The organism is Mucilaginibacter aurantiaciroseus, from assembly GCF_024055595.1.
GTDB lineage: Bacteria > Bacteroidota > Bacteroidia > Sphingobacteriales > Sphingobacteriaceae > Mucilaginibacter > Mucilaginibacter aurantiaciroseus.
This window is the reverse complement of the sequence record NZ_JAMXOF010000001.1, coordinates 604,334-627,077: the sequence shown is the minus strand read 5'-3', so window position 1 is coordinate 627,077 and position 22,744 is coordinate 604,334. Positions and strand designations below refer to the sequence as shown.

Below are 22,744 nucleotides of genomic sequence, written 5' to 3'. Positions count from 1 at the left end.
GCTCTCCTTATCGTCATCATACATGAAAAAACTTATCGGTGCGTCCTTGCTCCTGCTTTCTGCCACCTTTGCTCAGGCGCAAAAAAAAACTAACGATACCATTATTACCAGCTACCAGCCTGCGCTGCTATTCGCTCCTATTACTTATACCGAAAAGGGGAACGAGTTCCACTCCGTAAACGGCGACCCGGGGCCAAAGTACTGGCAAAACCGGGTAGATTATAAATTGGCCGTAAAGCTGGATACTGTTACTAAAAGCATAAGCGGTACTGCCGATATTAGCTATACCAATAATAGCCCTGATGCCCTTCAATATTTATGGCTGCAACTGGACCAAAACACTTATAAAAAAGATGCCCGCTCTAACTTTGTTACCGGCGCGCAGGCTACGCAGCATACCTCCGGCTACGAGATTGAATCTGTAGAGGTTGTTTTAGGGAACATTCGCACTAAAGCCAATTATAAAATTACAGATACCCGCATGCAGGTGCGTTTGAATACGCCTTTGTTGAAAGAGCTTATTAAACTAAGCATCAAATACCGTTATACCATCCCCGGTAATTTTGGCGGCCGTACCGATTATGTGGATACCAAAAATGGCAAGATCTACGAGATAGCGCAGTTTTTCCCGAGGATGTGCGTTTATGACGATAGCAGAGGCTGGGCAACTGCGCCATTTTTGGGAAGCGGCGAATTTTACTGCGAGTATGGCGATATTGACTACACCGTAACCGTACCATGGGATGTGTTGGTGGCCGGCCCAGGCGACTTGCTGAACCCCAAAGAAGTTTTGACCGCTAAACAAATTGCAAGATTAGAGGCTGCGCGCAACAGCGATAAAACCATCATGATCCGCAGCGCGGCAGAAATTAAAGACCCTTCATCGCGCCCTATAAATAAAGGCACATTAACGTGGCATTACAAAATGCTGAACACCCGTGATGTGGCTTTCGGCGCATCTAAAGCGTTTATTTGGGATGCCGCGAGGGTGAACCTGCCCGGTGGTAAAAAGTCGATGGCTATGTCGGTTTACCCGGTGGAGAGCGAGGGCAACGATGCCTGGGGCCGTGCGACAGAATACCTAAAAGGTTCAATAGAATATTTTTCGGAAAAGTGGTTTGTGTACCCATGGCCGACAGCCATCAACGAGGCTGGGATTGCCGGCGGTATGGAATACCCCGGAATTGTGTTCGATGGGATAAACGATAAGGGTAAAGAGCTTTACTGGGTTACCGCGCATGAAATAGGCCACAACTGGTTCCCGATGATCGTAGGCAGTGACGAGCGCCGCTTTGCCTGGATGGACGAAGGGTTTAATACGTTCATCGACATCTATGCCTCGGATGCCTTCAACAAAGGCGAGTACGCCCCTAAACGCGATGGCGAATATGCACCGGGTGGCGGCAATCCTGCCGACGAGATCATAGAACATATCATCGACCCAAATTCGCCCAGTATAATGACTGCACCGGATGCTATACCCGAAAAGTATCGCCATCCCTTAACCTACTTTAAACCTGCCTTTGGTATGGTTTTGATGCGCGAGCAGATCTTAGGGAAAGACAGGTTTGATTATGCTTTTAAAAACTACATCAAAAAATGGGCGTACAAACACCCTCAGCCCGATGATTTTTTCCGTTCGATGGAGAACGGCGCCGGCGAAGATCTGAGCTGGTTCTGGAAAGGCTGGTTCTATAATAACTACAAACTGGATATAGCCCTGATAGATGCCAAATACGTGGATAAAGACCACAATAAAGGTGTAAAACTAACCATCGCCAATAAAGAAATGATGGCTATGCCATTTACCGTTGAGGCTAAACTGAAAGATGGCAGCAAGCAACGTACCTATTTCCCGGTTGAAACCTGGTTGCAAAACAAGGTAACCACCTACATTTTACCAATAACGCAGGATGTAGAAAGCGTTACCATTGACCCCGATAATGCGTTACCGGATGTGAACAGAAAAAATAATAGTAGGAAGTTGTAACCCATCATGTAATTGCGAGAAACGTTGTGACGTGGCAATCTCAGAGGACATGCGGAATGCTAAGGTTACCACGCTATCGCTCGCAATGACATAGTTTTATTATTCTGAAAATTTTAAAATTCTGTTAATTCTGATTCAGACCATCTTCTTCAACTGCTGATATACCTTCTCTGTAGGTAAACCCACCACATTGGTATATGAGCCGTTGATCCGCTCGATGCCGATAAGGCCGATGCGTTGCTGGATGCCGTATGAGCCGGCTTTATCCATGGGCTGGTATTCCTCTACATAACTGCGGATCTCTTCATCCGTAAGCTTACGGAAAAACACTTCGCTCCTGTCGTAAAATTTATTGTACTGGCCTTTGTAGAGCAGGCAAACGCCTGTATAAACTTCATGCACCTTCCCCGATAAACGCTGCAACATTTCAATAGCATGCTCGGTTGATTCGGGTTTACCCAATATCAGGCCATCGATGGCTACGATGGTATCTGCTGTAAGTACGATCTCGTCATTTACATCCTCATCAAAGGCTTCAGCCTTTTTGGCAGCGATGAAAAGGGCGATTTCCGCAGGCGTTAAACCATCCGGGTACGATTCATCCACCTCTTTTAAAACCACACGGAAATCAATATCCATCAGCTTTAAAAGTTCCTGCCTGCGTGGTGATTTAGATGCGAGAATGATTTGTGGGAATTTTTGATTCATCGTTTATGAAAGTTGATGGTTCATAGATCATGGTTTATACTAAGAGTTGATTAATGATAGCTATAGTAAGATCAAGAGCGATACAATGAATTATCAACCATGATGCAAACGCTAAAATCTAACTATTCGCAAAAACTTACCAGCTATACGCCTCGGCGCTCATCCATTTGCCCTGTACCTTCATTACCTTTTCAATAATGTCGCGGGCGCAGCCTTTACCACCTGCGTAAGGCGATACATAAGCGCTAATGGCTTTGATCTCTTCGGCGGCATCTGCGGGGCAAACCGGCAAGCCAACCAATTTCATTACAGCCAGATCGGGAATATCATCGGCCATGTAAAGGATGTTGGCCGGGTTAATACTTTTCTCCTCGATATAGATCTTAAACCTTTCAGATTTGGTATGTGCACCTAAATAAACATCGTTTACACCCAGGCTATTTAAACGGAACAAAGCACTTTTAGACCTGCTACCAGATATTGCTACAACGTTATAACCGCATTTAACAGCCAGTTGCAGGGCGTAACCATCTTTAATATTAAAGGCGCGGCTTTGCACACCGGTTTCGGTCACAAATATCGACCCATCGGTCAGCACGCCATCCACATCAAAAATAAACGTGGTAATATCTTTAAGCTTGGTTAAAAAAGATTCCATTGTTTGGGATTACACAAATTTAATATGATTTCACCGATTGCAAAGCATGTACACATCTAAAATTTGCACATCTGCACATACAAAAAACTACTGGTTATCTCTCCACTCATACACCCAGGCGCTTTGTATTTGTTCCAGGTGGCCTTCGCTCGATTCTTCGCGCGTGCCTTTAAAGTTTGGCAGGCTAAGTACCCAATCCAAAAGCTCGGTAAAGCGGATGCGGTATATTTTTGATTCACCAAAATCGTCACCAAACTTTTCGTAAAGGCTCATGGCTATGTCCTCATGGTCGTTCCAGTGTATTGGCAAAGCGAATTTATCGTCGTTCATGTTTTCTCTTGATTCTTAATTCTAAATGTCTTGATTTTACAGTTAGTGTCCCATAAAGCCCGATTGATCCGGCAGGGTAACTTCAATATCGCCATCAATGATAACACACTGGCAACCCAGGCGCGATGTAATGCGCGGGTTTACAGCCCTATCGATAAAGTCTTCTTCCTTATCAGATATCTCCTGGATGTTATCCATCCCTTTGTTAACATATATATGGCAGGTACTGCAACCGCATACGCCACCGCAATTATGCTGCAGGTCGATGCCGTTTTCCAGACAAACGTCTAAAACAGATTCTCCTTCGGCAATAGCAAGTTCCACGCTTTCGTGGTCCTTCTCCTCAAAGTTAATCTTTACTTTAAAAATATTCATTTTGTCAAAAGTAACAAAATTACTTATTCCAGTTGCGGGTGTTTTGGTTTTTGATAATATCCTGACTTAAACGTGTATAAATTTCCTGCAAGTCGGGTTTGCCGTTAAGCATCTGCAAATGGGTTTGCATGGTTTGTTCATCGTTACGCATAGCCGGGCCTGTTTGTACACCGCCAGGTGAGTGCTTTTTTATTTTATCAGCAGTTTCAGCTATCAGCGGGCGTAACATGTCGAAACCCATGTCGCTTCCAGCCAAAAGCTGCTCACCTATATTATAAAGGTGATTAGTAAAATTACAGGCAAACACCGCAGCTAAATGCAACACTTTGCGCTGCGCGGAATTTACACGGTATACGTTATTGCTGATGTCGCGGGCGAGCCTTTCCAACGTTTTAGTAATTGCTTCATCGGCACCGTCGATGCAAAGCGGCACTTCTCTAAAATTCACCTCTTTGGTTTTGCTGAAGGTTTGTAGCGGATAAAATACACCCGCGTTCGGTGTGCTTTTTAAGATTTCCTGCAGACCTACGGCCCCGGAAGTATGCGCAATAAGTTTATTATGGGTGGATAAACGCGAGACAAATGACGCGATGGCATCGTCTTTTATGGCGAGTATGTAAATATCGGTATCGGGTCTGATGTTTTCAGTTTTATCAATTGCTTCTGCCCCTACGTGGTACGCTAACAGTGAGGCACTGTGCAGGTTACGGCTATAAACCTGTACAATGCTATGGCCTGCATTTTTAAATGCCGCCGCCAAATGAGTGGCAACATTGCCCGAACCAATAATAGTAATGCGCATAACAACTATATAAATAGATGGCGCTAAATTAAATATTTAAAGTATTTTTAATGACTTAAATGTGTCAACCTAATTGATATGAAATTTTTGAAGAAACTCTTCTGGTTCATCGTAATCCTGTTGGTGTTTGTAGCCGCTGCAGGCTATATTATTTACGACCATTACAACGTCGAGAAAAAAGAACTGACCTACGACCTCCGTAAAAATAGCAACGGCAGCTACATCGAACTTAGCAACGGCGTTACCCACTACGAACTTGACGGCCCAGATACCGGCAAAGTGGTGGTACTCATCCACGGCTTTAGCGTACCCTATTACATATGGAACGGTACTTATGAATACCTAACCGAACACGGTTTCCGCGTTTTACGATACGACCAGTTTGGCCGCGGCTTTTCCGACCGGCCGAACGTTACTTACAACAAACAGCTTTATTTTGAGCAGTTGAACGAACTGCTGGACAAACTTCACCTTAAAAAACCGGTAAGCCTGGTTGGTGTATCATTCGGCGGCGAGGTAGCTACAGATTTTACAGCCGCTTATCCTGATGCGGTAAATAAAGTGGTATTGATAGACCCGGGCTATGTTGCCGAAAAACCAAAGTACCCATCCTTTGTGCTTGATTTTTACGAAGCTACCCATGCCGAACAACGCGCGCTTGGGCAAATGACTGATTTTAAATACCCAACCCGCCACCCAAGTTGGGTTGACCAATACCAGCCGCAGATGGAATACAAAGGCTTCCGCAGGGCGCTGATCTCGACATTATATAACTACAACTACAATGCCCGCGAGGCCAATACTGCCCTGAATGATAAACATAAACAGGTTTTACTAATATGGGGCAAGGAAGATAACACCGTACCGTTTAAATACAGCGATTCGGTACGAAGCGTGCTTAAAACAGAGTTTTTACCTGTAGATGATGCCGGCCACCTGCCTTACATTGAGCAGGACCAGATTGTTAACCCCGCTTTGGTAACATTTTTGAAGAAATAGTATCTAACTAAAAACAAACACTAATTAAACTACTATGGACATTTCCTTAATTACCACCAGCACCGGGTTAGACGGTTATAAAGTTGTTAAACATTTAGGCGTTGTACGCGGCATTACCGTGCGCAGCCGCAGCGTTATAGGCAATTTTGCCGGTGGCATCCAATCGCTGTTTGGCGGCAGGCTTTCTGTTTATGTAGAACTTTGCGAGAACGCCCGCGAAGAAGCTTACCACCTGTTGATACAACATGCCCAAGCTTTAGGGGCAAACGCCATCATAGGTATGCGTTATGATGCCAACGAGGTGATGCAAGGCATTACCGAAGTATTGGCTTATGGTACCGCTGTGGTGGTTGAGAAAGTGGCGGAATAAATATTTTAATTGTCATGGTGAGCTTGTCGAACCATTTATCTTGCGCACAAGTCTTCGACAAGCTCAGACTGACAAAACACAATAATCTTCTATCTTTGCTTCAAATTACACTCCTATGCAAGTAATAAAGCAATATATAGAAGAGAACAAGCAACGCCTGCTTGACGAATTATTTGAACTGCTGCGCTTCCCATCTGTTAGCGCCGATCCAAAATACGCGGCCGATGTTTTAAACGCTGCCGATTTCGTAGCCAAAAAACTTACCGACGCCGGTGCCGATAACGTGGAGGTTTGCAAAACTGCAGGCTACCCTATTGTTTACGGCGACAAAATAATTGACGCTTCCCTGCCAACAGTTTTGGTTTACGGCCATTACGATGTGCAACCGCCGGATCCGTTGGAATTATGGCATACCCCACCCTTTGAGCCAACCGTGCGCGATGGTAAAATTTATGCCCGTGGCGCTTGTGATGATAAAGGCCAGTTTTATATGCATGTAAAGGCATTTGAACTAATGATGCAAACCGATACCCTGCCCTGCAATATCAAATTTATTATAGAGGGTGAGGAAGAAGTGGGTTCCAACAATCTGGGCATCTTTGTAAAAGAAAATAAAGACCGATTGAAGGCTGATGTGGTATTGATCTCTGATACCTCAATGATCAGCATGGAGCATCCGTCTTTAGAAACAGGCTTGCGTGGTTTATCATACCTGGAAGTGGAAGTGACCGGCCCTAACCGCGACCTGCACTCCGGTGTTTACGGTGGCGCTGTGGCAAACCCGGCAACTGTTTTGGCTAAAATGATCGCGTCGTTACATGACGATGATAACCATATCACCATCCCCGGTTTTTATGACGATGTTACCGAACTTACCCCTGCCGAACGTGCAGAACTAAACGCAGCACCATACGACGAGGAAAAATATAAAAAAGACCTTGATATTGCCGAAACCTGGGGCGAAAAAGGTTATACCACATTTGAGCGTACCGGCACCCGCCCAACCTTAGAAGTTAATGGTATTTGGGGTGGTTACATTGGCGAAGGCGCCAAAACCGTATTACCATCTAAAGCAAGTGCCAAAATTTCGATGAGATTGGTACCTAACCAAACCTCAGAAAAGATCACCCAATTGTTTACAGATCATTTCCTGAAAATAGCGCCGAAATATGTTAAGGTAAAAGTTACCCCGCACCATGGCGGTGAGCCGGTAGTTACCCCTACCGATAGCGTTGCATACCGTGCTGCCCAAAAAGCCATTGCAGAGGCATTTGGCAAACAGCCTATCCCCACCCGTGGTGGCGGCAGTATCCCAATTGTGGCCCTTTTTGAGGCGGAATTAGGCCTAAAAACGGTGTTGATGGGCTTTGGTTTGGACAGTGATGCCCTGCACTCACCAAATGAGAAGTACGATATCTTCAACTACTATAAAGGGATTGAGACAATACCGTTGTTCCACAAGTATTTTGCGGAATTGAGTAAGTAGAATAGTTTTGAATTTATCGAATTAAGGAATGAACAGAATTTATAAACTTTCATTCATAATTCGATAAATTCTTTAATTCCTTAAAATTCAGATTCAGATAGTAATTTTGTCACACCCACTCAAAAACTCCTCATCAGCATCTGCTCCGATACCAATAGCGTTACTGATGTTTAGTTTGTAGCCATCGTAAGTAACACCGCCAACGCACGGGTCAACAAGATGGCCGAGCATGCAGGTATCCATATCATAAAAATGAATATTGGGGCTGGCGTAAACAAAATGCAGCTTTGCGCTCAGGGCTATTCGGCTTTCCAGCATACCACCCATCATACAGGGGATGCCACGCTCGACAGCTATGTCGTGAATTTTCTTAGCTTCTAATATCCCGCCCGATTTTGCCATTTTGATATTGATGTAATCGCATGAATTGCTTTCTATCTGCATCCTCGCATCGTGATGGTTATACACACTTTCGTCAGCCATGATTTTTACGGGCGATAACTTCATCAGTTCGGGCAGGCGGTCGTTGTACCAGGTGCGCATGGGTTGTTCGCAAAACTCAATATCGTAGGCGCCAATCGCCAGCAAAGCAAAAACAGCATCATCAAAACTCCAGCCCTGGTTGGCGTCAACCCTTATCTTCATTTGCGGACCAACATCCTCGCGAATTTGCTTAATGCGTTCCACATCGGTTTCGGCACCTTTGCCCAGTTTTACTTTCAGGATATTTGCGCCGGATGCTTTAAAGTCGATTGCTTTCTTTGCCATAACTTCCGGCGTACTGATGCCAATGGTGATATCGCTTTCTATCACACGCTTCTCTCCTCCCAAAAATTGGTATAAAGGCTTGCCCGCGTTCTTAGCCGCAATATCAAAAAGTGCAATATCAAATGCGCTCTTAATAGTAGTGTTACCCGCAACGGCATCATGTAATTGCTGCATCCGGGCGGGGATATCAAGCGCATCCTTGCCTATCCACAACCCGGCAAAATATTTAGCCATCACCAAACAGGTATCCTGCGTTTCGCCAACGATCATCGGGAAGGCTGAACATTCGCCCACGCCATAAAAACCAATATCAGTATGGATGCGGATAAACACATTTTGCGCGTGGTCCATAGTACCGGTTGCAATGGTAAACGGCTTCATGGGGATACTGAAACGGTATATATCGATGGAAGTGATGGTAACTGACATGGTAGAATTGCTTATCGCTAAATTAAGCGAATTAAATGTCGGTTTAAAAAAAATGTACATTAACACATTTATACTATATTTGCGTTAGTACTTCGTACTAATTCATTTCGGTTCTCCGGTTTCTGCCCTATGTTCTAAGAAACTGTCCATGCACCGAAAACATCTTCAAGACAATTTATTTAAATAAAAAAATACATGGCATTAACAAATTTGCCTGGTCCGTTTGATTATAACTCAACCAGGAATAAACTTTTATTAACCGAATACGGCCGTAACGTACAAAACATGGTGAAATACATCGTGGCGTTACCAACAAAAGACGAGCGCAACAAATACGCGCAGGTAGTGATAGACCTGATGGGCTTTTTAAACCCGCACCTGCGCGATGTGGCCGATTTTAAACACAAACTTTGGGATCATCTGCACATCATTTCAGATTTTCAGTTGGATGTTGATTCGCCGTACCCAAAACCAAGCCCGGAGGCCATCCACATGAAACCCGACCCGCTTAAATACCCGCATCAGCGTATCAGGTACAAGCACTATGGTAAAACCATCGAGATGATGATCGAGAAGGCCAAAGCGATTGAAGAGCCGGAGCGTAAACGCCACATGGTGCAGGCGATAGCCAACTTCATGAAAATGGCTTACGTGCAGTGGAACAAAGATTCGGTTGCTGATGAAACCATTCTGTCGGATCTTTACGCATTATCCGGCGGCACATTAAAACTGGAAGAAAACATCAACCTAAACCGTGTCGAGTTCCGTGCTAACCCATACCAAAACAACCAGAACAATAACAACAGCCGCGGGCGTACCAACAATAACCAAAACAACCGCAGTGGCAGTGGTGGTAGCAGCAGCGGCGGGCGTACCAATAATAACAACCCGCGCAGCAACAATAACAACAACCAAAACAACCGCAACCGTAACCCGGGAGGGGCAAAAAAATACTAATTGATCATTAGTTCATAGTTGATGGCTAATCGTTCATAGCAAGAATTTGCTACAGGCTATAATCGCGATTATTTTATAATCTTTGTGCCATAAGCATGATCTGACCATATGAATTAGGCCATGAACTATGAATTATCAACCATCAACTAAAAATGAGAAACGCATTCGAAATACAGGGCGGTAAAAAGCTTAAAGGCGAGATCATCCCCCAAGGCGCTAAAAACGAAGCATTACAAATTATAGCGGCGGTTTTATTAACCGGCGAAAAAATGACCATCAGTAATATTCCTGATATACAGGATGTTAACAAACTGATAGAATTACTGGGCGACATGGGCGTTAAGGTTAACCGCACATCGCGCGATACCTGCACATTCGAAGCCAAAGAGATTGACCAAGATTTCTTTAATTCTGAAGCATTTAAAACCAAGGGCGGCGGTTTACGCGGCTCTATTATGATATTGGGCCCGCTGTTAGCACGTTTTGGCAAGGCGTCTATCCCAAAACCGGGTGGCGACAAAATTGGCCGCCGCAGGCTGGATACCCACTTCCTGGGTTTCGAGAAACTGGGCGCACGCTTTGATTTTAATCCCGAGAACGGTTTTTATAACGTAGATGCATCAAACCTGCAGGGTACTTACATCCTGCTTGATGAAGCATCGGTAACCGGTACGGCAAACATTGTAATGGCAGCGGTACTGTCAAAAGGGACAACCACCATTTACAACGCGGCCTGCGAACCTTACCTGCAGCAGCTTTGTAAAATGCTTAACCGCATGGGCGCCAAAATAAGTGGCATCGCATCAAACTTACTGACTATTGAAGGCGTTACCGAACTTGGTGGTACCGAGCACCGTATGCTGCCGGATATGATCGAAATAGGCTCGTTCATTGGCCTTGCCGCCATGACGGGTTCCGAGATCACCATTAAAGATGTGCATTACGACGAATTAGGGATGATCCCTGACGTATTTAAACGCTTAGGTATTAAACTGGAACGCCGTGGTGATGATATTTACATCCCATCACAAGACCATTACGAGATTGATACTTTCATAGATGGATCATTACTAACCGTTGCAGATTCACCATGGCCGGGCTTTACCCCCGACTTATTAAGCATCGTGTTGGTAGTAGCCACACAGGCAAAAGGATCGGTATTGATTCACCAGAAAATGTTCGAAAGCCGTTTATTCTTTGTGGACAAATTGCTGGATATGGGCGCAAACATCATCCTTTGCGATCCGCACCGTGCTACCGTTATCGGTCTTGATAAAATGGTGCAGCTGCGTGGTATCTCCATGACCTCGCCGGATATCCGCGCGGGAGTATCGCTACTAATCGCTGCATTATCGGCACAGGGACAATCTACTATCTACAACATCGAGCAAATAGAACGCGGCTACCAAAATATAGATGAGCGCCTTATTGCGCTTGGTGCTGATATAAAACGCGTTTAAGATATTATGGAATACTAAATATTGAATTTCGAATAATGAAGTGAACTAACTTCATTATTCGGAGTTCTAAATTCCTTGTTCGATATTATTTCTTTTTATCTATTTTTATCGAAACCAATAAACCCTATAATGCCTTACAAAAACCGAAGGTCATCATATTCTACCTTTATACTGATCTTTGTTGCGTTAAAAATCATCCTTAATTTGCTTGCCATAAGCAATTTTGGCTTTCACCGCGATGAGTTACTGCACTTGGTTTTAGGCGACCATTTGGATTGGGGTTATAAAGAAGTACCACCACTCATTGCCCTGCTGGCAAAAATAACCCTTAAAGTTTTTGGCGATTCTGTTTTTGCGGCGCGCATCTTCAGCACTGTAGCAAGCGGCTTTATTGTTTGGCTTACCGGCCAGATAACCACTGAATTGGGTGGCCGCAGGTATGCCATCACCATCGCTTGTTTATCACTGATCTTCGCCCCTGCCTTTGCCGCGAGCGGTTATTTATTCCAACCCGTGGTGTTCGATCAACTTTGGTGGGTGCTAACGGTTTGGCTATTTGCCAGGTATTTAAATACAGCAGATGTAAAATACCTTTACTGGATTGGTGCAGCTGTAGGTATAGGGATGCTTACCAAATATACCATGGCATTTTTTACCGCCTCGCTTATTGTAGGGATACTTATTAGCCGTGAGCGAAAGTTGTTGTTTAATAAACATGTTATTTACTCAGCGCTTATAGCCGTTTTGTTATTTCTTCCTAATATAATCTGGCAGTTTGCGCACCATTTGCCGGTTATCCACCATATGCGGGAACTGCGCGAAACCCAGCTTGATTACGTAAAGCCTATAGATTTTGTGATGCAGCAGTTATTGGTAAATGGTGTTGCACTATTTGTTTGGTTCACCGGGTTTTGTTTTCTGCTATTCGCGTTTAAACTGCGCCGGTTCAGGTATCTCGCTATCGCATACATATTGATATTTTTGTTCTTGCTGGAGATGAACGGTAAAAGTTATTACCTGTTTGGTGCCTACCCTATGCTATTTGCAGCAGGTGGGTTCGCTTTAGAGCGGATGCTGAACCGTACCTACTATGTGTTGCGCACGTTAGCCGTTTTACTATTTATTGTTCCTAACCTGCTATTACTGCCACTGGTATTGCCAATACTACCGCTTGGCCGTACGGTTAACTTCATCAAAAGCACCCAACAGCATTTACCGTTTCTTGCCTTCCTCACGAAATGGGAAGACCAAAAACAGCATCCCCTAACCCAAGATTATGCCGACATGCTGGGCTGGGACGAAATGGCTAAAAAAGCCGCTGATACTTATCATAGCCTTACCCCAGAGCAACAAAAGCACACCCAAATATTTGCAGATAATTACGGCCAGGCAGGTGCGCTGCATCATTATAGGCACAAATATAATTTGCCCGAAGTGATCAGCCTAAACAGCAGTTTCCAGCTTTGGGCTGCAGATAGTTTGAGCGCGCACTATATTATTTATGTGGATGATGATGACAACGTAGAGCGCAGGCTTAGCCCGCTTGTAGAAAGCTACCGCGAAACAGGAAAAGTATTAAACCCGCTGGCCCGCGAACATAATTCGCGGATCTACCTCATCATCAACCCATCGCTTAAGCTCAACGAAGTTTACAAGGCAGAACTGGCTAAGAAAAGGTTACAGTAAAAATTGTGCCATGATGTGTTTGTCGAAACATTTATCGATTTGATAAGTCTTCGACAAGCTCAGACTGACTAAATCTAATCAATCCTTGTCAAGCTAAACAATTGTGAAGCATCTCATCGCCACCTTTTGATTCCCTTATCAGATCGCCTTCGCTATACAGGTGACAAAATATACGATCTCTCTAAATTCCGCTCAGATCATCCGCCGGTATAACCAGCTTTAGATGTTTGGATACTTTTTCAAATAAGGTGTCGGGTACAAAGGGCTTGGTCAGATAATCGCACATACCGGCTTCGTAGGCTTTACTATGGGTTTCGGGCATAGCATCGGCTGTAAAAGCAATTACAGGCAGGTTAGGGTTGCTTAGTTTGATGACCCGGGTAGCTTCAAAACCATCCATTACAGGCATCTGCAAGTCCATAATAACCATATCATAGTTTCCGGCGTTCACCATATCAACCGCAATTTGCCCATTCATGGCCTCATCTACTTTAGCCTGCCATTTCTTTAGGAATTTGGAAGCGATCATCAGGTTCATCTTGTTATCATCAACTACCAAAATGTTCATCCCATTAAGATTTAGCGGCAATACAATATCTGCAATGGCATTGGTGTACTCCGGTTCGGTAACAGGCGCGGCAGTTTTGAAGCGGATGCTGAAAGTAAAGCTGGTGCCTTTCCCCAGTTCACTAAATACCTGGATGCTACTTTCGTAAAGCTCTATAAGGCGTTTGGTAATGGTTAAGCCAAGGCCGGTTCCCCCATAATTATGGGTAATGGTTTGCGGGCCTTGTATAAACGGATCGAACACGATAACCATATTCTCTGCTGCTATACCGATGCCTGTATCGTTAATAGTGAACTTGATGCTCACCTCATCGCTGTTCAGCTGTTCCTTTTCAAGGATGATGCTTACTTTTCCCTCATGGGTAAATTTAACGGCATTGCTTACGAGGTTTATTAATATCTGACCAAGGCGGATTTGGTCGCCCATTAAAAAGTCGGGGATAGTTTCGTCGGCAATCAGTTCAATATCCAGGTTCTTTTCAACCGCTTTGGCATAGAATGATTGCCTGATGTTTTGCACCAGTTGGTGGATGTTGAACGGTATATTGCTTAATTGAAGTTTACCAGCCTCTATCTTATTATAATCTAAAATGTCGTTGATGATAGCCAACAAACTCTCGCTGCTAAATTTTAGGGTGTTCAGGTATTCTAATTGCTCGGGCTTGGGGTTTTCTTCGAGCAGGAGGTTTGTTGTGCCAATAACCGCATTCATGGGCGTGCGGATCTCGTGGCTCATGATCGACAAAAACTCCGATTTAAAGTGCGACGAACGCTCGGCCTGTTCCTTAGCCGAGATCAGTTCCTGCCTTACTTTTTGCTGTACTGTAATATCCTCGCCAATACTGGTGGTTTCTTTAATGTTGCCGTTCTCATCATAACTAACCGTGTTTTGCCAGCTAATGGTGCGCAGTTCGCCGTCGCGGCAAATAATAGGATTAACGTAGTGTGCCCGTATCGAGTTTGTTTTGAACCATATTTTCAGGATGTCTTGATGTTCGTGTGGTACAAAATGTTCCATCCAGTCCATACCCAATATTTCCATCTGGCTGTACCCAAGCAGGTTTGCCAGGTACTTGTTACAAAAAATAACTTTACCATCAGCATTTAACGATAAAGCTGCCAGTTTAATGGTTTCCAGCACCAGTCGGTATTTATTTTCGGTACGGCGATAATCAATTTCGGCCTGTTTGCGTTGGGTAATATCCTGCAGGGTGCCGATGATCTTGCGCACGCTGCCATCCTCGCGGTACATTAATTTGCCGGTAATAACACTAATGTGCTTGACAGTGCCGCTTGGGGTAATGATGCGGTATTCGTAGGACGAACCGCTGCTATCGCCACTTTTAAACAGATGTTTTACAATATATTTATCATCGGGGTGGATTTGGTTTAGTAGCATCCGGCCAAAGCGCGATGCTGAACCATCTTGGTTTTCAATCTCGTAAATAGAATTTACCTCGTCGCTCCACGATAGCATGTGTGTGTTGCTATCGTATTTCCAGTTACCAATTTTGGCAATGGTTTGTGCCTCTATTAATTCGGCCTGGCTAACCTTTACAGCTTTTTCGGCCAGCTTAGAATCGGTAATATCCTGTATAATGCCTACTACCCGTTTTAAACTACCATCTTCGTTCTGTGATACCTCACCGCGTAAGATCCTCAGATATTTAAGGTTACCCTGTGGTGTGATGAATTTATGCTCCAAACTATTTTCGCTAACGGAATTGATGTTGGTGAAATAGTTAACAGCAAGCTCACGATCATCGGGGTGAACCATGCCCATGTAATATTCAAAACGGCTTAAATCTTCAGGCGCTTCATCAACTTCTAAAATTTTAAAAAGACTTTCAGACCAGTAGTTTTCTTTGGTTTCGTCATCGTACCACCAGTTACCGGTTTTGGCAATATCCTGCGCCTGTAACAAAAGATTTTTATTTTCGATAAGGGCGTCGGCATGTTTCTTTTGCTCAGAAATATCTGTTACCGAAACCGAGATGCGTTTGGTGTAATTGCCATGAACATCAAGCACCGGCGAGGCTTTGGCTACAAACCAGCCCGGCTCGCCATAAACCGATTGAAATTCTACCGTGGTGGTTTTTTGAAAGCGCATTACATCTTCATACACTTCATCAAAAGGCTTAGCCCTTTCGGGGCCAATGGCTTCGACAATAGTTTTATTCAAGAATGCATCAACCGTTAAATAATCGGGGCTGTTGGGGCCAAACCAAACGTTAATGCAAATACGGTTCTCATCAAACTCGAAAATACTATCGTTAACCGAACTTATCAGCGCGTGCATTTGCTGCTGGCTGTGGCGCAGCTTTTCGGTATTGGTTAAAAGTGATTCGTTAAGTTGTATAATATTATTTACCGCTTTGGTAAACTGCATTTTATATGCCAGCATCACTAAAAACGACACGTAGGCTATCACGGTAAATATACACAGCAAAATTATTAATATGTTAACCGATATGGCAACTTTTGGTGCCGTGTAATAAGCGGCAACAACCGCTACAAAATTAACGAGGCTGATACTTACAAATTCGCGCCGTTGTTTACAGAATAACGATAACGCAATAAATATAGTGATAGAACTAAAAACATAAACGTGCGAAAAACCGTTTACACTAATCAGCACAAAATTATTTACAAAAAGGAAAGAGCATATGGTGGTATATACCATAGCTTTAAAAAGTCCTTTATTTTTACTGTAAGATAACCCCAATGTTACCAGACAAAAAGCGCAGTTAATAGCTCGCAGCCAAAGCGGGTCGTAAGAATTATCGAAACAAAGGTAATGCAGCGCAGGGCTGGCTATTAATAAGCCCAATAAAATAAGCCTGTAAATAGTTATGTCGTTTTCAACCAATAGCAGCGCCCTGTTTTTAAATGACATATACAGTAGGGAAATTTTTATTTAAGCCAAACAAAATTGGGTGGTTAACAATAATTAGTTAATAAGAATTTTACAAAGAGTAAATATATCTTACAGGCCATTAATACGCAGATTTATTTACATTTGTTGCAAATACATATTTTTTCTATGTCTGAAACTGCACAATTAAAAATTGGTGATAAAACATACGATTTGCCGGTAATAGAAGGTACCGAAGGCGAAAAGGCTATTGATATTTCTAAACTGCGCGACCTAACCGGTTATGTTACCTTAGATATTGGTTACAAAAATACAGGTGCCACCAAAAGTGCCATCACTTTTTTAGATGGCGAAGTAGGTATATTAAAATATCGCGGTTACCCAATTGAGCAACTTGCCGAAAAATCGACATTTATTGAGGTTGCTTATTTGTTGATATACGGTAAACTGCCAACTACAGACCAATTGCAAGCTTTCGAGTTTGAAATAAGCCACCATACCCTTGTACACGAGGATATGAAAAAGTTCTTCGATGGTTTCCCTTCGGGTTCGCACCCAATGGGTCAGTTGTCATCGTTAATTGGCGCTTTGGCTGCATTTAATCCTGCATCTTTAAAACAAGGCCTGTCTGCCGAAGAGATCAACATCGAGATCATTAAGCTTATTGCTAAAATGAGCACGATAGTATCTTGGATCTATAAAAAATCGTTAGGGCATCCGGTTATTTACCCTCGCAATAAAATGGATTATGTGACAAACTTTCTTCACATGACCTTTGGCCAGCGTACCGAGGATACCGAAATTGACCCTGTTGTAGTAAGCGCGATGAATAAATTACTGATACTGCATGCAGATCATGAGCAAAACTGCTCTACATCTACCGTGCGTATCGTTGGTTCATCAGATGCTAACCTTTACGCTTCTATATCTGCAGGGATCTCGGCACTTTGGGGCCCGCTTCATGGCGGTGCAAACCAGGCTGTTGTAGAAATGCTTCAAAAAATTAAAGAAGACGGCGGCGACGTTGATAAATGGGTTGCCAAAGCAAAAGACAAGAACGATCCTTTTCGATTAATGGGTTTTGGCCACCGTGTGTACAAAAACTTCGACCCGCGCGCCAAGATCATTAAAAAGGCCTGCTATGATATCCTTGAGAAATTAGGCATCAACGACGAAACTTTAGAGATAGCCAAAAAACTGGAAGAAGTTGCTTTAAGCGACCCTTACTTTGTTGAACGTAAGCTTTACCCTAATGTAGATTTTTACTCGGGTATTATTTATACCGCGCTTGGTTTCCCTACAGAAATGTTTACCGTGCTGTTTGCCTTAGGCCGCCTGCCGGGATGGATTGCCCAATGGAAAGAAATGAAAGCGAACAAGGAACCTATTGGCCGCCCACGCCAGATCTATGTTGGTGAAACCAATAAAGATTATACTGATATAAAAAGCAGGTAATTAAAAGCCTAACCCCAGCCCTCCCCAACGAGAGGGAGTAAAATATAATAGTCTCACCTAAATCCTCTCCTTTAACGAGGTTTTAGGTGAGGGCACAAGCCCGCCGAACGACGGGCTTTTTTTGTAAAACGATGACACCACGCGAACTACTTAAACAATATTGGGAACATGACAGCTTCCGGCCGTTGCAGGAGGAGATCATCACATCCGTATTGCAAGGCAGGGATACGTTGGCTTTGCTGCCTACAGGTGGTGGAAAATCGGTATGTTTCCAGGTGCCGGCTATGGCTATGGAGGGAATTTGTATTGTGGTATCCCCGCTTATTGCCCTGATGAAAGACCAAGTCGAGAATCTGAAGACCAAAGGTATCGAGGCGATATATATTGTATCGGGAATGGGCAAGCGCGAGGTAGATATCGCTTTAGATAACTGCGTTTACGGCCCGGTGAAGTTTTTGTACCTATCGCCCGAGCGTTTATTGTCTGACCTGGTGCGCGAGCGGATCAAGTACATGAAGGTAAATCTGTTTGCGGTTGATGAGGCACATTGTATTTCGCAATGGGGCTACGATTTCCGCCCGTCGTACCTGCACCTGTCCGACCTGCGGGAACTGCACCCCAACGTACCGGTACTTGCTCTTACCGCTACCGCAACTGCCGAAGTACGCGATGATATACAGGACAAGCTTCTTTTTAAAAACGGCATTGTTTACCAGCAAAGTTTTGAACGCAAGAACCTGCGCTACGTGGTACAAAATACCGAGGATAAATTGCGCAAGTTATTGGATGTGGCCCACGGCATCAGTGGCAGCGGTATAGTATATGTACGCAGCCGAAAGGAAACCTTTGAAATAGCCAAGCATTATAATCAACATAACATTAGTGCCGATTATTACCATGCAGGCCTGCCAACAGAAGAACGTTCGGCAAAGCAGGACGCCTGGAAAAATAACCGTACCCGTATAATCGTATCAACCAATGCCTTTGGGATGGGGATCGACAAACCGGACGTTAGGTTTGTAATTCATAAAGACATGCCCGAGAGCCTGGAAGCCTACTATCAAGAAGCAGGCAGAGGAGGGCGCGACGAAAAACGTGCTTACGGTATTTTATTATACAACCAAACCGACAGGCTAAGGCAGGAGAAGCGCTTTATCCAGAACTTTCCATCTATCGAAGAAATAAAACAGATCTATCATTTTTTGGCAAATTATTGCCAGATAGCCTATGATGCAGGGGAAGGCATCAGCTTTGACCTTGACTTGGGCGAGTTTTGCAGTCGTTTTCAACTGGATGCTATTAAAACCATCAATGCCCTTAAGTTTTTGGAGCAGGATGAGTACCTCGCCTTTAACGAAAGCGTGTTTCTGCCATCGCGGTTTAGGTTTGAGGTGTTGAACGAGGAACTTTATAACTTCCAGATCCAAAACCCGGGATGGGATCCTTTCATTAAAACGTTACTGCGCTCTTATGGGGGTTCGTTCGAGAATTATGTACGCGTAAAAGAATATGATATTGCTAAACGTACAGGTATGAACACCCAGCAGGTGATTGATGGCTTAAAGCAATTACAGGATTTTAACCTGCTGAGCTACATGCCTCAAACCGATAAACCACAGATAACCTGGCTTAAAACAAGGCAGCATGCCAATAACCTATATATTAATAAGCTGTTCATAGATCAGCGTAAAGAAACCTATCGCCAAAAAATGATAGCCGTTTTTGCTTACGCCGAACATAAGCGTTGCCGCAGCCAGATGCTGCTGAGTTACTTTGATGAAACCAATGCCCCAAAATGTGGCGTATGCGATGTTTGCCTTGAAGAACGCCGCCAAAAAAATGCCGACGAGATCTTTGATGACATCACCAACGAGATAGTGCAGCTGCTAAGCACCGACACCTATACGATAGATGAACTAATTACCTCCCTAAAGCTCGGTTCCGAAAAAGAACGCATCGAAACCATCCGCCTGCTGCTTGATGCCGGTAAGGTTAAAACGGATGGTGGAAATTATTATTTGTAGGGTGATCCCCCGTCATCATTAATGACGTGTTTTTAATAAAGTTTTCTTTTTCAATCCGCTATATCCCCGCCACTGTTACACCCGCTTGAAAAAAAAATCCGCCATTTCACCGTCACAAACAAGCCGTTTACCGACATAAATTACCCGTACATCTATTAGAGCCAAAATGGCTGTAACGTTTTGAAAGTGGTGACGTCATATGGGTGTATTTAAAACAAGAAAATAATTAACACACTCACATTCAAAATAATAATAAAATGAAAACTTCAGTTTTAACCATAGTAACCATCTTCACTTTAGCATTAGGTACAGTAACATCAACCTTTGCATCTGTTACAAATAATAACAACGAAGAAGTAAGTACAGTACTTACAAATGTTAGCAAGATCAACAAAATAGAATTACACGGAAACGTTGAACTGTTCGTATCTGACGGCAACGCGGATGAAGTGAAGGTTTACAACAAATACTACGCAGAAAGCGCATTGGTACAAAGCCAGAACGGTACATTGCGTATCTCATCATACACTGATAAAAAATTAGTGGTTTGGGTAAAAGCTGCCGACCTGCAATCAATTGTTGCCAACGACAACTCAACCGTAAAATCATTCGGTAGTCTTGATAAATTGGATATCAACGTAACGCTGAACAACAACTCATCTGCCGATTTGAACCTTGACGCTTACAAAGCAAGCATCAACGTAAATGACCGTGCTAAAGCAAATATCAGTGGTACCGTTAACGACTACAGCCTTGTACAAGACCAGTCTGCAACTGTAAACCATACTAACCTGGCTGCTGCTAACCGTAGCAAAACAGTAAAAAACAAATTTGTTAAAGCTGAAGTATCTGAGTTAGCCGTACTGTAAGCATTACTTTTGCAAAAGTTCAACATATATTTAGGAAGCCATCGCTATAAGCGGTGACTTTTTTGTTTATAGGCGAGTTGTCACGCTAAGAGTTTACTCACCCCGACTACGCTTCGCTAGTAGACCCTTTCTGCTGCGCAAAGGGGGTAACGCACATTGTTATAAATAAATCCCCCTCTCTGCTGCGCAAAGAGGGGGCAGGGGGTGAGTTAACTCGTTGATAGCATCTGTCAATCTAATACCCTGCATCCTGATTCCTCCCCTCCTGCTTCAAAATATCCTCCTTTTCACCGACTGTTTTCTACCATTTACCGATAGAAACCCGCACTGTATCTAATACACCCAAAACGGCTGTAACGTTTCTCACGCACGTTCGTCATATAGGTGTATTTAATAACATAACACAACTTATAGTATTCATAATCATAATATTAATAAAATGAAAACAACAATCTTAACCATGGTAGCCGTAATGATTATGGCAGTGGTAACCACAACAAACACTTATGCAAGCGTTAATAATACTAACGAAGAAGCAGCAACTGTATTAACCAATATAAGCAAGATCAACAAGATAGAAATCCACGGAAATGTTGAGCTTTATGTATCTGACGGCGCTACCGACCAGGTTAAGGTTTACAACAAATACTACTCAGAAAGCGCTTTAGTGCAAAGCAAAAATGGCGTGTTAAGGATTTCATCTTACAAAAATCAAAAATTAGTAGTTTGGGTAACCGCAGCAGACTTACAAATCATCAACGCTTATGATAATGCTGAAGTAAGATCATTTGGTAAATTAGAAAAATTAGAGCTTGAAGTTAACTTATACAACACCGCAACTGCCGATTTAAATTTAGAAGCCTATAAAGCAACAGTAAACGTTAACGATGATGCCAAAGTAAGTTTAACAGGTAACATCAACGATTATAACTTAACCTGCTCACACCCTGCAAACGTTAGCCACAAAAATTTTGTAGCCGTTAATACTACCGCACAAACCACAGGGCCGGCAATTGCCAAAGCAAAACAAAACGAAATAGCAGTTTTATAATCAGCCCTACTTTGCAAAAGTCCATCATATATTAAAAGCCGTTAGATTAATCAGCGGCTTTTTTTACTTTTAGTGTAACTTCAACCCGTAAACCATCGTCCAAACACTAAACTAACAAAACATGAAAAACTTAAACTTTAAAATAGTGCTGCTGGTAGCAGCTGTATCCATCACCTTGTTCTCATCGTGCCGCAGGTTCAGGTGTATAAAAGGTACCGGTAACGTAAGTACCGAAACCCGTAAGATGAAAGGCTTTACCAAAATAGATATCTCCGGCGGTTACAAGGTTACCTTAAAACAGGATAGTACCGAATCTATCTCCATCAGCATAGATGATAACTTGTTTAAATATGTAGAAACAACAGTGGAAGGCGGTACCCTAAAAGTACACAGTCGCCGTAACATTTGCCCAAGCGGCGAAAGTGTATTGGTAATCGGTGTTAAAAACCTGGAAGAGATTGGTGCATCAGACGCAGTTGAGGTAAGATCTGATGGCCGCTTAAACGTAAAAGACCTTAATATCGACCTATCCGGCTCAACAAAAATTGATCTTGACCTTAACGCCGGCAAAGTGCGTACAAGTGCTAGCGGCTCAAGCGAGATCTATCTGAAAGGCCAGGCGGCATCAAATGATATTGATATAAGCGGATCCGGTAAAGTTGAAGCCCTTGACTTTGTAGTAGGTAAATACAAGATCAGCACATCGGGCGCAAGCGAATGTAAAATAAATGTTTTGAACGAGTTGGATGTACATACCAGCGGCTCGAGCGACATCCAATACCGCGGTAACCCGTCAAAAGTAAACAACGATCAATCGGGCGCGTCGTCTGTTAAAAAGATCGACTAAAAAATTATAATTTATATACTATTTTTAAACAATGGCGG

19 protein-coding genes are annotated in these 22,744 nt (G+C 43.4%); 12 read left to right on the top strand and 7 right to left on the bottom strand.

What is annotated here, in order from left to right:
* Positions 1-22: 22 nt before the first annotated feature.
* Entirely contained in the window at positions 23-1,990 is a 1,968-nt protein-coding gene (locus tag NAF17_RS02870) for a M1 family metallopeptidase (RefSeq protein WP_252756471.1), read from the top strand.
* A 135-nt stretch (positions 1,991-2,125) separates the two neighbouring features.
* Here the strand turns inward: NAF17_RS02870 and NAF17_RS02865 are convergent, their stop codons facing one another.
* From NAF17_RS02865 to NAF17_RS02845, 5 genes are all read right to left on the bottom strand, one after another.
* Positions 2,126-2,698: a Maf family protein gene (locus NAF17_RS02865; protein WP_252756470.1), complete on the bottom strand. Its 573-nt coding sequence runs from the start codon at positions 2,696-2,698 to the stop codon at positions 2,126-2,128.
* A gap of 136 nt (positions 2,699-2,834) precedes the next feature.
* The gene (locus NAF17_RS02860) at positions 2,835-3,356 is read right to left on the bottom strand and encodes a KdsC family phosphatase (protein ID WP_252756469.1); all 522 of its coding nucleotides are present in this window, start codon (positions 3,354-3,356) and stop codon (positions 2,835-2,837) included.
* A gap of 87 nt (positions 3,357-3,443) precedes the next feature.
* Positions 3,444-3,686, bottom strand: a complete 243-nt coding sequence (iscX, locus tag NAF17_RS02855; protein WP_252756468.1) for a Fe-S cluster assembly protein IscX — start codon at positions 3,684-3,686, stop codon at positions 3,444-3,446.
* 42 nt (positions 3,687-3,728) lie between these two features.
* Positions 3,729-4,061: a 2Fe-2S iron-sulfur cluster-binding protein gene (locus NAF17_RS02850; protein WP_134337556.1), complete on the bottom strand. Its 333-nt coding sequence runs from the start codon at positions 4,059-4,061 to the stop codon at positions 3,729-3,731.
* 19 nt (positions 4,062-4,080) lie between these two features.
* Positions 4,081-4,863 carry a Rossmann-like and DUF2520 domain-containing protein gene (locus tag NAF17_RS02845; RefSeq protein ID WP_252756467.1) on the bottom strand — a complete coding sequence of 261 codons (783 nt, stop codon included), beginning with the start codon at positions 4,861-4,863 and terminating at the stop codon, positions 4,081-4,083.
* A gap of 78 nt (positions 4,864-4,941) precedes the next feature.
* Between NAF17_RS02845 and NAF17_RS02840 the strand changes: the two genes are divergently transcribed.
* From NAF17_RS02840 to NAF17_RS02830, 3 genes are all read left to right on the top strand, one after another.
* Entirely contained in the window at positions 4,942-5,862 is a 921-nt protein-coding gene (locus NAF17_RS02840) for an alpha/beta fold hydrolase (RefSeq protein WP_252756466.1), read from the top strand.
* A 34-nt stretch (positions 5,863-5,896) separates the two neighbouring features.
* On the top strand, positions 5,897-6,232 hold the full coding sequence (locus tag NAF17_RS02835; RefSeq protein WP_252756465.1) for a YbjQ family protein: 336 nt from the start codon (positions 5,897-5,899) through the stop codon (positions 6,230-6,232).
* Positions 6,233-6,347: 115 nt separating this feature from the next.
* Complete coding sequence (locus NAF17_RS02830) at positions 6,348-7,718, top strand: dipeptidase (protein WP_252756464.1); 1,371 nt, start codon at positions 6,348-6,350, stop codon at positions 7,716-7,718.
* A gap of 93 nt (positions 7,719-7,811) precedes the next feature.
* On the opposite strand, the gene NAF17_RS02825 is transcribed toward NAF17_RS02830, so the two are convergent.
* Positions 7,812-8,915: a mandelate racemase/muconate lactonizing enzyme family protein gene (locus NAF17_RS02825; protein ID WP_252756463.1), complete on the bottom strand. Its 1,104-nt coding sequence runs from the start codon at positions 8,913-8,915 to the stop codon at positions 7,812-7,814.
* 195 nt (positions 8,916-9,110) lie between these two features.
* On the opposite strand from NAF17_RS02825, the gene NAF17_RS02820 reads away from it, so the two are divergent.
* The 3 genes from NAF17_RS02820 (at position 9,111) to NAF17_RS02810 (ending at position 13,018) form a co-directional block, all read left to right on the top strand.
* Positions 9,111-9,872 (top strand): DUF4290 domain-containing protein, encoded by a 762-nt coding sequence (locus tag NAF17_RS02820; RefSeq protein WP_252756462.1) that lies wholly within the window; start codon positions 9,111-9,113, stop codon positions 9,870-9,872.
* A 152-nt stretch (positions 9,873-10,024) separates the two neighbouring features.
* Positions 10,025-11,332, top strand: coding sequence for a UDP-N-acetylglucosamine 1-carboxyvinyltransferase (gene murA, locus NAF17_RS02815; RefSeq protein WP_252756461.1), 1,308 nt, complete (start codon positions 10,025-10,027; stop codon positions 11,330-11,332).
* A 129-nt stretch (positions 11,333-11,461) separates the two neighbouring features.
* Positions 11,462-13,018 (top strand): ArnT family glycosyltransferase, encoded by a 1,557-nt coding sequence (locus NAF17_RS02810; protein ID WP_252756460.1) that lies wholly within the window; start codon positions 11,462-11,464, stop codon positions 13,016-13,018.
* Positions 13,019-13,199: 181 nt separating this feature from the next.
* On the opposite strand, the gene NAF17_RS02805 is transcribed toward NAF17_RS02810, so the two are convergent.
* Positions 13,200-16,481 (bottom strand): PAS domain S-box protein, encoded by a 3,282-nt coding sequence (locus NAF17_RS02805; RefSeq protein WP_252756459.1) that lies wholly within the window; start codon positions 16,479-16,481, stop codon positions 13,200-13,202.
* Between the two features lie 147 nt (positions 16,482-16,628).
* Here NAF17_RS02805 and NAF17_RS02800 point away from each other — a divergent pair, with 147 nt between their 5' ends.
* From NAF17_RS02800 to NAF17_RS02780, 5 genes are all read left to right on the top strand, one after another.
* Positions 16,629-17,915 carry a citrate synthase gene (locus tag NAF17_RS02800; protein ID WP_252756458.1) on the top strand — a complete coding sequence of 429 codons (1,287 nt, stop codon included), beginning with the start codon at positions 16,629-16,631 and terminating at the stop codon, positions 17,913-17,915.
* 131 nt (positions 17,916-18,046) lie between these two features.
* On the top strand, positions 18,047-19,939 hold the full coding sequence (locus NAF17_RS02795; protein WP_252756457.1) for a RecQ family ATP-dependent DNA helicase: 1,893 nt from the start codon (positions 18,047-18,049) through the stop codon (positions 19,937-19,939).
* A 257-nt stretch (positions 19,940-20,196) separates the two neighbouring features.
* Positions 20,197-20,808, top strand: coding sequence for a GIN domain-containing protein (locus tag NAF17_RS02790; RefSeq protein WP_252756456.1), 612 nt, complete (start codon positions 20,197-20,199; stop codon positions 20,806-20,808).
* Positions 20,809-21,247: 439 nt separating this feature from the next.
* Complete coding sequence (locus NAF17_RS02785) at positions 21,248-21,859, top strand: GIN domain-containing protein (RefSeq protein WP_252756455.1); 612 nt, start codon at positions 21,248-21,250, stop codon at positions 21,857-21,859.
* Positions 21,860-21,980: 121 nt separating this feature from the next.
* Complete coding sequence (locus tag NAF17_RS02780) at positions 21,981-22,706, top strand: head GIN domain-containing protein (protein ID WP_252756454.1); 726 nt, start codon at positions 21,981-21,983, stop codon at positions 22,704-22,706.
* Positions 22,707-22,744: the final 38 nt, after the last annotated feature.

Coding starts and splice junctions, on each gene's coding strand:
- murA (WP_252756461.1), top strand. CDS start 10,025: ATGAGAAACGCATTCGAAATACAGGGCGGTAAAAAGCTTAAAGGCGAG.
- NAF17_RS02870 (WP_252756471.1), top strand. CDS start 23: ATGAAAAAACTTATCGGTGCGTCCTTGCTCCTGCTTTCTGCCACCTTT.
- NAF17_RS02845 (WP_252756467.1), bottom strand. CDS start 4,863: ATGCGCATTACTATTATTGGTTCGGGCAATGTTGCCACTCATTTGGCG.
- NAF17_RS02780 (WP_252756454.1), top strand. CDS start 21,981: ATGAAAAACTTAAACTTTAAAATAGTGCTGCTGGTAGCAGCTGTATCC.
- NAF17_RS02850 (WP_134337556.1), bottom strand. CDS start 4,061: ATGAATATTTTTAAAGTAAAGATTAACTTTGAGGAGAAGGACCACGAA.
- NAF17_RS02830 (WP_252756464.1), top strand. CDS start 6,348: ATGCAAGTAATAAAGCAATATATAGAAGAGAACAAGCAACGCCTGCTT.
- NAF17_RS02785 (WP_252756455.1), top strand. CDS start 21,248: ATGAAAACAACAATCTTAACCATGGTAGCCGTAATGATTATGGCAGTG.
- iscX (WP_252756468.1), bottom strand. CDS start 3,686: ATGAACGACGATAAATTCGCTTTGCCAATACACTGGAACGACCATGAG.
- NAF17_RS02825 (WP_252756463.1), bottom strand. CDS start 8,915: ATGTCAGTTACCATCACTTCCATCGATATATACCGTTTCAGTATCCCC.
- NAF17_RS02860 (WP_252756469.1), bottom strand. CDS start 3,356: ATGGAATCTTTTTTAACCAAGCTTAAAGATATTACCACGTTTATTTTT.
- NAF17_RS02800 (WP_252756458.1), top strand. CDS start 16,629: ATGTCTGAAACTGCACAATTAAAAATTGGTGATAAAACATACGATTTG.
- NAF17_RS02820 (WP_252756462.1), top strand. CDS start 9,111: ATGGCATTAACAAATTTGCCTGGTCCGTTTGATTATAACTCAACCAGG.
- NAF17_RS02865 (WP_252756470.1), bottom strand. CDS start 2,698: ATGAATCAAAAATTCCCACAAATCATTCTCGCATCTAAATCACCACGC.
- NAF17_RS02795 (WP_252756457.1), top strand. CDS start 18,047: ATGACACCACGCGAACTACTTAAACAATATTGGGAACATGACAGCTTC.
- NAF17_RS02835 (WP_252756465.1), top strand. CDS start 5,897: ATGGACATTTCCTTAATTACCACCAGCACCGGGTTAGACGGTTATAAA.
- NAF17_RS02810 (WP_252756460.1), top strand. CDS start 11,462: ATGCCTTACAAAAACCGAAGGTCATCATATTCTACCTTTATACTGATC.
- NAF17_RS02840 (WP_252756466.1), top strand. CDS start 4,942: ATGAAATTTTTGAAGAAACTCTTCTGGTTCATCGTAATCCTGTTGGTG.
- NAF17_RS02790 (WP_252756456.1), top strand. CDS start 20,197: ATGAAAACTTCAGTTTTAACCATAGTAACCATCTTCACTTTAGCATTA.
- NAF17_RS02805 (WP_252756459.1), bottom strand. CDS start 16,481: ATGTCATTTAAAAACAGGGCGCTGCTATTGGTTGAAAACGACATAACT.